The sequence below is a fragment of the Trichlorobacter sp. genome (genome assembly GCF_030247655.1).
Lineage (GTDB): Bacteria > Desulfobacterota > Desulfuromonadia > Geobacterales > Pseudopelobacteraceae > Trichlorobacter.
Map to the genome: position 1 here is coordinate 1 of NZ_JAOTRZ010000258.1, position 3,810 is coordinate 3,810.

Sequence of the window (3,810 nt, forward strand, 5' to 3'; positions counted from 1 at the left end):
GACAGCCTTTATATGCTCATCTTTTTAACGTTTCCTTTATGCAGAAACAGATCAAAGATCACCTTGGTGCCCACCAGAGAAGTAAACAGGTTGATAATGATACCAAGGCTCAAAGAGACTGCAAATCCCTTGACCGGACCGGTACCAAACTGAAACAGCACCGCAGCAGTAATCAGGGCAGTGACGTGGGAATCCATGATGGTCAAAAAGGCCTTGTCATAACCGGCCTCTAATGCAGATTTGGGAGATTTACCAAGACGCAGTTCTTCACGAATCCGTTCAAAGATAATCACGTTGGAATCAACTGATATACCGACCAGCAACACAATAGCCGCAATACCGGGCAGGGTCAGGGTTGCTCCAAGGGCAGACATGGCCCCCATCAGGTAGAGGATGTTCAGCACCATACCCAGGTTGGCCACCATGCCGGACAGTTTGTAGTAGATCGCCATGAACACAATAACCAGAGCCACACCAATGGCACCGGCCATCAGCCCTTTGTCAATGGAGTCCTTACCTAATGACGCACCAACGGTTACATTCTGGATGATCTTGACCGGAGCTGGCAAAGCGCCTGCACGCAGTACAATAGCCAGGTCAGAGGCGGTTTTTTCGGTAAAGTTACCGGAAATCTGGGCAGAACCGCCAGAGATCCGCTCCCGGATGACCGGGGCAGAGTAAACAGTATTATCCAGCACAATGGCAAAACGCTTGTTCACGTTGGCAGCAGTAATTTGGTCAAAAAGACGCGCTCCCAACGAATTGAACTCAATCCCCACATAGGGCTGATTAAACTGGGAGTCAATCCGCACCTGTGCATCGGTCAGCAGGTCACCGGTGATCAACGCCTTCTTGAGTACCACCAGCGGGATCTCCGTAGTTGCACCGGTAGTGGAATCAGTGTGCTTTTCATACAACACTTCACTGTCTTCCGGAATCGTGCCACCAGTGGGGGAAACCCCTTCCTTAACCATCTTGAATTCAAGACGTGCCGTACGACCGATCAGATCAATGGCACGCTGTGGATCTTTGATACCAGGCAACTGCACCACGATCTGGTTGATACCCTGACGGGCAATCACCGGCTCTGATACGCCAAACTGGTCAATCCGGTTACGGATGGTCTCAAGGGCCTGGGCAACCGCCTTATCCTAGCGATCCTGAATATCCTGTTCCTTCATCCGCAGGGCAACACCAACCATCCCCCCCTCTTCAACCGTGGGGATAATTTCATAGTCGCGGAACTTGTCCTTAATCAGTGTCTGAACAGCAGCAGCAGTATCTTTTTCGTACATGACAATCGACACCTTGTCGCTGCCAGTACGACCGACCCGCTTGAAACGCAGATTTTTACTGTTCAGGGTATCTTCCAGGTCAGTTGCAACCAGATCCAGGGTTCCCTCAACCGCTTTGGCTGTCTCCACCTCAAGCACCAGATGGGTCCCCCCCTGCAGGTCAAGACCAAGATGGATCTTGTCCTTGGGTAACATCCCTTTCCACCACTCAGGCAGGTTGGGAGACAGGGTTGGCACCAGATAGATGCAGGAAAGGGCAACAAAAGCAATGATCAGGGCGATGCGCCATCCGGCTCCCTTAGGCATTGGCACGGCTCCTTCTAAAAAGTATTTTAACCCCTCCCGTCCTCCCCTTGTCAGGGGAGGAAAATATCCGGGAAAGAGTTTCAACATCCCCCCTGATAAGGGGGGACTGAGGGGGATGATTAATCAGTTACTTTACAACAGTGGTAACAAACGGCTTGTCTATCTTGATCTTAACACCAGTGGCAATTTCAAGGGTCACCACCTGATCTTCAACAGCTATGATCTTACCGTGAATACCGGCAGCGGTCTTGACACTATCGCCAACCTTAAGCGCTTCAATCATGGCCCTGTGCTCTTTAGCCTTTTTCTGTTGAGGGCGGATCAACAGAAAATAAAAAATAGCAAACATGGCAACCAGAGGACCAAATGTCCCTAACAACTGAGCTGGTCCAGCAGCTGCAGCCCCTGTCCCTCCGGCCGGTGGTGCCATTGCATAGGCTACTCCAAGCATGTTCATCATCATCGTTTACTCCTCCTTTTGTTTTTCAGTTTCTGTTTGTTGGTGGTGGTAAAATTCCTTACGGAAAGCCTCAAATTTGTCGTGTGTAATCGCCTCTCGCATCCCAGCCATCAGGTTCAGATACCAGGCGATGTTGTGATGTGTATTTAGCATGGATGACAAAATCTCGCCAGAACGAAACAGATGTCGCAGGTAGGCACGGCTATAGGTCTGACAGACGTAGCAGTCACAGGTTGGATCAATCGGCCCTTGATCATCCTCGTACTGCTTGCGCTTGATGTTCAGCCTGCCCTGGCTGGTAAAGAGCATCCCGTTTCTGGCATTACGGGTCGGCATGACGCAATCAAACATATCATAGCCCCGCCAGACCGCCTCAACCAGATCCTCTGGTGTGCCAATTCCCATGATATAACGGGGATGATCAGGGGGAAGCAGGTCGCTGCAGGCATCCATCACCTCATGCATAACCGGCTTTGTTTCCCCTACTGACAGCCCTCCAAGGGCATACCCGTCAAATCCGATCTCCTGCAGTTCCTGTAGACTGCGCTGGCGCAGGTCCGCAAAGCGACCGCCCTGCACAATACCGAACAACAGCTGATCAATACGACTATGGGCATCCTTGCACCGCCCTGCCCAACGAGTGGTCATGGCCAGGGAACGTTCAACATACTTCCGATCTGCCTCGGCTGGCGGACACTCATCAAAACACATGATGATATCTGCACCAAGTGACTCCTGAATCCTGATTGACAGCTCCGGTGTCAGCAGGTGCATGGAACCGTCAATATGGGAGCGGAACTTCACCCCTTCCTCCGTTATCTTGCGCAGCTCAGTCAGACTGTAGACCTGAAAACCGCCTGAATCAGTCAGGATAGGCCTGTCCCAGGCCATAAATTTGTGGAGCCCCCCCATCTGTTCCACCAGACGATGTCCTGGCCGCAAATAGAGGTGATAGGTGTTGGACAGGATAATCTGGGCACCGGCATCTTTCAGGTTCTCAGGCCGCATTGCCTTAACCGATGCACTGGTACCGACCGGCATGAAAATCGGGGTCTGGATCTCACCATGGGGGGTCGCTATGATACCAGTGCGGGCACGGCAGCCTGTATCCTGATGCAACAATCTGAAATGATCCGGCACCACTACTCCTACACAATCAGCATGGCATCGCCATAGCTGTAGAATCGGTATTTTTCCTGCACAGCTCTGCGATAGGCATTTAAAACAAATTCCTGGCCAGCAAAGGCTGAGACCAGCATCAGCAGGGTTGATTCAGGCAGGTGAAAGTTGGTAACCAACACATCCACCACCTTGAAGCGATAACCAGGATAGATGAAGATATCCGCCTCCCCCTTACCTGGCTGTACCTGACCAGCTGCATCTGCAGCATATTCAAGTGTTCTGCAGGCGGTGGTCCCCACTGCAATCACCCGTCCTCCCCGCTGTTTTGTTGCTGCAACTGCAGCAGCAGTTTCAGGAGGAATAGCGTAACGTTCACGATGGATGATATGATCCTGCACCCGCTCTACCCGTATTGGTTGAAAGGTACCTAATCCAACATGCAGGGTAACTGCAGCCAGTTGGATCCCCTTTTCCTTGATCCTGTCCAGCAGGTGTGACGTAAAATGCAGCCCGGCAGTGGGCGCGGCAACTGCGCCGGACTCAGCCGCATACACGGTCTGATACCGCTCACGATCCAGCTCTTCTGATGCACGGTTCAAATAGGGCGGAATCGGCATCTGGCCGATC

3 protein-coding genes and 1 pseudogene are annotated in these 3,810 nt (G+C 51.9%); all 4 read right to left on the bottom strand.

Features of this window, described 5'->3' with window-relative positions; genetic code table 11:
• Positions 1–8 precede the first annotated feature (8 nt).
• Positions 9–1,601 (bottom strand): annotated as a pseudogene (gene secD / locus OEL57_RS15135) (protein translocase subunit SecD).
• 127 nt (positions 1,602–1,728) lie between these two features.
• On the bottom strand, positions 1,729–2,058 hold the full coding sequence (gene yajC / locus OEL57_RS15140; protein WP_414718535.1) for a preprotein translocase subunit YajC: 330 nt from the start codon (positions 2,056–2,058) through the stop codon (positions 1,729–1,731).
• Between the two features lie 9 nt (positions 2,059–2,067).
• Positions 2,068–3,204 (bottom strand): tRNA guanosine(34) transglycosylase Tgt, encoded by a 1,137-nt coding sequence (gene tgt, locus OEL57_RS15145; protein ID WP_414718534.1) that lies wholly within the window; start codon positions 3,202–3,204, stop codon positions 2,068–2,070.
• Positions 3,205–3,209: 5 nt separating this feature from the next.
• Positions 3,210–3,810 (bottom strand): tRNA preQ1(34) S-adenosylmethionine ribosyltransferase-isomerase QueA (gene queA, locus OEL57_RS15150; protein ID WP_300741603.1); only part of this gene is annotated, 601 nt, incomplete at its 5' end.